The sequence below is a fragment of the Verrucomicrobiota bacterium genome (assembly GCA_016871535.1).
Lineage (GTDB): Bacteria > Verrucomicrobiota > Verrucomicrobiia > Limisphaerales > SIBE01 > VHCZ01.
Window position 1 is genome coordinate 1 of the sequence record VHCZ01000389.1, and the last position, 3949, is coordinate 3949.

General features: G+C 59.8%; 3 protein-coding genes. 2 read left to right on the forward strand and 1 reads right to left on the reverse strand.

The features are described from left to right. The first annotated feature begins 616 nt into the window (after positions 1-616). A complete protein-coding gene (locus FJ398_26545) occupies positions 617-1111 on the forward strand; it encodes an Hpt domain-containing protein (protein MBM3841445.1) in 495 nt (164 codons plus the stop codon). Between the two features lie 6 nt (positions 1112-1117). On the opposite strand, the gene FJ398_26550 is transcribed toward FJ398_26545, so the two are convergent. Next, positions 1118-3499: a VWA domain-containing protein gene (locus FJ398_26550; GenBank protein ID MBM3841446.1), complete on the reverse strand. Its 2382-nt coding sequence runs from the start codon at positions 3497-3499 to the stop codon at positions 1118-1120. Between the two features lie 129 nt (positions 3500-3628). Here FJ398_26550 and FJ398_26555 point away from each other — a divergent pair, with 129 nt between their 5' ends. Further along, positions 3629-3823 (forward strand): DUF2281 domain-containing protein, encoded by a 195-nt coding sequence (locus tag FJ398_26555; protein ID MBM3841447.1) that lies wholly within the window; start codon positions 3629-3631, stop codon positions 3821-3823. Positions 3824-3949: the final 126 nt, after the last annotated feature.

Genomic DNA, 3949 nt, shown 5'->3' on the forward strand with positions numbered 1-3949 from the left:
AAGCACGCCCGAATACGGCTCGCTGGGACAGGCTTGCTCGCTAATGAATGATTTCAACAAAGTCGGGAAACTCGGATTCGCGTGATCGCGTGAGGGGTGCGATTAAAACTGTCGGTCAACAAAGTCTCCTCCCTCTCTTCCCGAAGGGAGGAGAGAGCTGTGGAAAGGAGGTCCGTTGGATCGGGTCTCATGTTTCCAAGAAACCCCTCTCTCCAACTCTCTCCCCACTCGTTCCTCGCGGGAGAGAGGAAGTCAATCGGAGTCGCTGACCGACACTCAATCGCACCTTGCAGTTCTGCTGGCAGCCCTTCATCTTTTCTTCATGCTGGCCCTGATAGACTTCCGACATGAGTGACGTTGACCGATCCCAGGGGTCGGCAGCCACGAGACAGCCTCGGCTTACGCGTATTGCGAACTGGAAAGCGACGAAGCCGGGGACGCCCTGTTCGATTTGGCTGAGGTCGAAGCGTTGAGGGAAAGCGCGCGCGAGGTAGCCGGCCGACTGCGGGAATTGAGTCGAAACCTTCACATGGAAGAGGCGATCAAGGTTCTGGATGAAATGCGAGCTGAGGATCGAACGAAATGAAGATGGCTCGCCAGATTCTTTGTGGATTGGATGCCGTGGAGGCTTCCCATCGCCGATGTCCAAAAGGCGCTCCAGCGATGGGGCTCAGTTCGTCGAGAGGCTCCTGCGCCCGCGCCAGCGGACACGGCGCCATCCGGCCCGGAAGAGCCGAGGCACAACGCTTCCGTCGCGCCGGCAGAGTCTCCGATCAATTGGGAGCGGTTTGACGAAATGCTCGGCAACGATCCGGCGACGGTTCGCGAATTTGTCGATTTGTATCTGGAAAAGACTGCTGAGCAAATCACGCAAATTCGCGCCGCCCTGTCTGCCGGCAAGGCATCGGAAGTCGAATTGCTCGCGCACCGCTGCAAAGGCGCCAGCGCCACGTGCGGGATCACCGCCATGCGCCAGCCGATCAGCGAACTCGAAGCGGCCGGCCGCGCGGGCAATCTCTCGCGCGGCGCCGAGGTTCTGGCACACGCCGAACAGACCTTCGGGCGCGTCCGTAAAATCCTGACCGAACGTTTGAGAACGCTTGGGACGTGAGCCCCGCTATTCGAACACTTCGCACACCGTTCCATGGAGCATAAACTGCACGTTCTGGCCCAAAGCCAGCCAGGGGCGAGCTTCCGGTTGATTGGCCGCCAGAGCAAAATACTCGCGGGAGTTGAACTGAATCCGCACGCGCGGCGCCTCGGGCCGCTTCTGCGCCAGCGAATCGATCCACTGATTGCCATTCTGGAAAAAGTTCCGCCCATTGATGAAGCGCGTTTGTTCCGTGTACTGCGCGACGCGTGAGACGGCGGTGGCCGCAGTCACCGGTGAGGCTCCGCCCGGTCCGGCGCTTCTGACCATGCCACCCGGATTTGGCTTAGCCGACAACACCAGGGTCTGATTCGCTTCCGTGTTGCCGAGCTTGAGCGCGTCGGCCGGCGCATTGGCCGACTTGAGGGCCAGTCCAGCCCGCGCGTTGGCCACCGCCGCCTCGCCGGATTGCTGATGGTAATAACTTCGCAACGCCGTGGCAGACAACTCGCGCGCCTCGCCGTCCGTCTGCAATTGGGGAAGCGATTGCAGCGTCAACGGCACGCCGCGTTGCTTTTCGTCTTCGACGATCAAATACGCCGTGTAGGGCGTGACAATCCCGAATTGGCGCGCCAGTTCAGTGACTTCGTCCTTCAATTCCCGGTTCTCGCCATGAAGGCGAATTTCATCGAGCAGATAGCCGACTCGCCGCGTCGCCCACAGCCGGGGAATGAAATCATGCTCCCGGGCCGACTCCGGGAATCGCACGTTCCCGGCAAATTCTGCGGTCCGACCGCCGGCGGCGCCTTCGATCGAGATCTTGCCGGAGCCGACGCCGGAATAACGCCCCGCAAGCACGAGTTGCTCGCCTTTGAAAAGGTCCGGCAATGAACTCGGATACAGTTGGGTCGCGCGCACGTGCTCCGGGAACGTGAGCTTGATATTCGCCAGGACCGGCTCTTTGATCTTCGCGAAGAAGTTCGACACTTTCACTTCGATGTCTTCGTCCGGCGTCACGTACTGGCTGGCGGCACGGGTGCTTTCGGTGATGCGGTCGAGCAAACGCGTGTTCACGTCGTGCCCGATGCCGAAGCAAAAGACGCGCGTCGAACCGGCGTTCTGATTGACGCCCGCGACGATTTGATCCGGATGCGTCACTCCGACGGTCGGCAAGCCGTCGGTCAGGAAGATGACCACGAAGGGTCGATCCGATCTTTCCTTGCGCAGCGCCAGAGCGTTCTTTAGGGCGGCATCGATCGCGGTGCCGCCAGTGGGCCTCAATCCCCGGATGAATTCGCCGGCGCGGGCGCGGCGGTCACGATTCGCTGCGGAAAGCCCGTTGAACAGCGGTTCGATGTCCGTGGCGAAGCGGATGATCTCGAACCGATCCTCGTCGTTCAGGTTCTCGACACAAAAGAGAAGCGCTTTCTTGGCTTGCTCAAGTTTTTTGCCTGCCATCGAACCGGAGGTGTCGAGCACGAAAGCCACATCTTTCGGCACAACCTTTTTGTCGGCGACATCGAAGCCGGGTGACGCCAGGAGCAGAAAGTAGCCGTCGTCCGAGCCGGCACGGTAGGTCATCAGATTGATGCCGATGTCGCTCTTTTCGGTCGCGAAATAGAGTTGGAAATCGGTGTCGGGTTTGACGTCCCTGGCCTCGTAGCCCAGCGTCGCGCGGTGAGACCCGTGGCGCTTGATTTCAACGTCGTGGCTGGGAGAGTAAATTGTCTTCAACGGGCGTTGAGTTTCCAGGTCGAGCTTGAACGCCACACTCTGGACCGGCTTGGCGGAAAACTTCTCCGTGTTCAATGGATAGGAAAATGCGACCAGCCCGGAATCCGCGCGCAATAGTTGGGTGTAGGCAAGAGTGACGCGCTTGCGGCTGTGCGATTCGATCGGAAAAATCCGCACGCGGATCAGGTCGCGCCCGGCGTATTCCATCAGCGCCGGGTCGCGCAGTTTGCGCACGATGTCCTCGTAGATGTGCCGCGCCTTCTCGGCCGAGAGCAGTTCGGCTTCGACTTCCTGGCCGGCGATTTCCATGGCGAACTTCTTGATCTGGGCGCCCTTCGGCAGCGGGAAAAGAAACGTACCCTCGAGTTGTTGCGGGTTCGGGTTGTAAAATTCCTGCTCGATCGCGACCGAAGCGACCTGGTCCCGGATCTGAATGTCCGCTTTGTGAAACGCCAACTCCAGCGGCGCAAACGGATAAATCCGCGAAGGAGGCGGCATGGGATGGGGCGGGGGAATGGGGCGGGGCGGCCGCGGATCGGGTGGGGGCCAAATTCGGGGAACGACCAGTGGCTGCCCACCGGGCGGTGCATCAACGATGATGAGGCCGGCGGCGAAGGTTTTCAGGGAAAGCGCGAGCGCAATGGTGATCAAGCTGAAGCTAAGCCAACGTTTCATGCCGAGTTAGACGTGACGCCTGGGAAAATGCTCCGCGGTTCGTTTCCAGTCTCGACGGTGTGATCTCTCAAGACATCAAGACATTTATCGAATTTACAGACCATCAGGCATCCGGTATTCATTCGCGCCATGAGCACTGCGGAGATAATCTACGAGAAAATCCAACGCCTGCCGGAGAGCCTGCAAACCGAAGCTTTGCACTACGTCGATTTTCTGTTGGAGCAACGACACGCTCAGCGTGAGGCCGGTGATTGGGCCCGATTTTCAACCGAGCAATTGGCAAAACAGTATGCGCCCGAAGACGCGGTTTACGACAAGGACTAAGTGGTCCGTTTCGTAAATACGCTCACGTTCGTTGCGCCCAATTTGGCCTGGGGCAAGGCGCGACGAGCGAGCATCCCCCGCCAGTGGGGCTGTGACCGAGGAGCAACGCAGCCCCAGGCAAAATTC

Excerpts from the sequence above, each read along its gene's own strand:
- FJ398_26545 (MBM3841445.1), top strand. The coding sequence starts at position 617 with ATGCCGTGGAGGCTTCCCATCGCCGATGTCCAAAAGGCGCTCCAGCGA.
- FJ398_26550 (MBM3841446.1), bottom strand. The coding sequence starts at position 3,499 with ATGAAACGTTGGCTTAGCTTCAGCTTGATCACCATTGCGCTCGCGCTT.
- FJ398_26555 (MBM3841447.1), top strand. The coding sequence starts at position 3,629 with ATGAGCACTGCGGAGATAATCTACGAGAAAATCCAACGCCTGCCGGAG.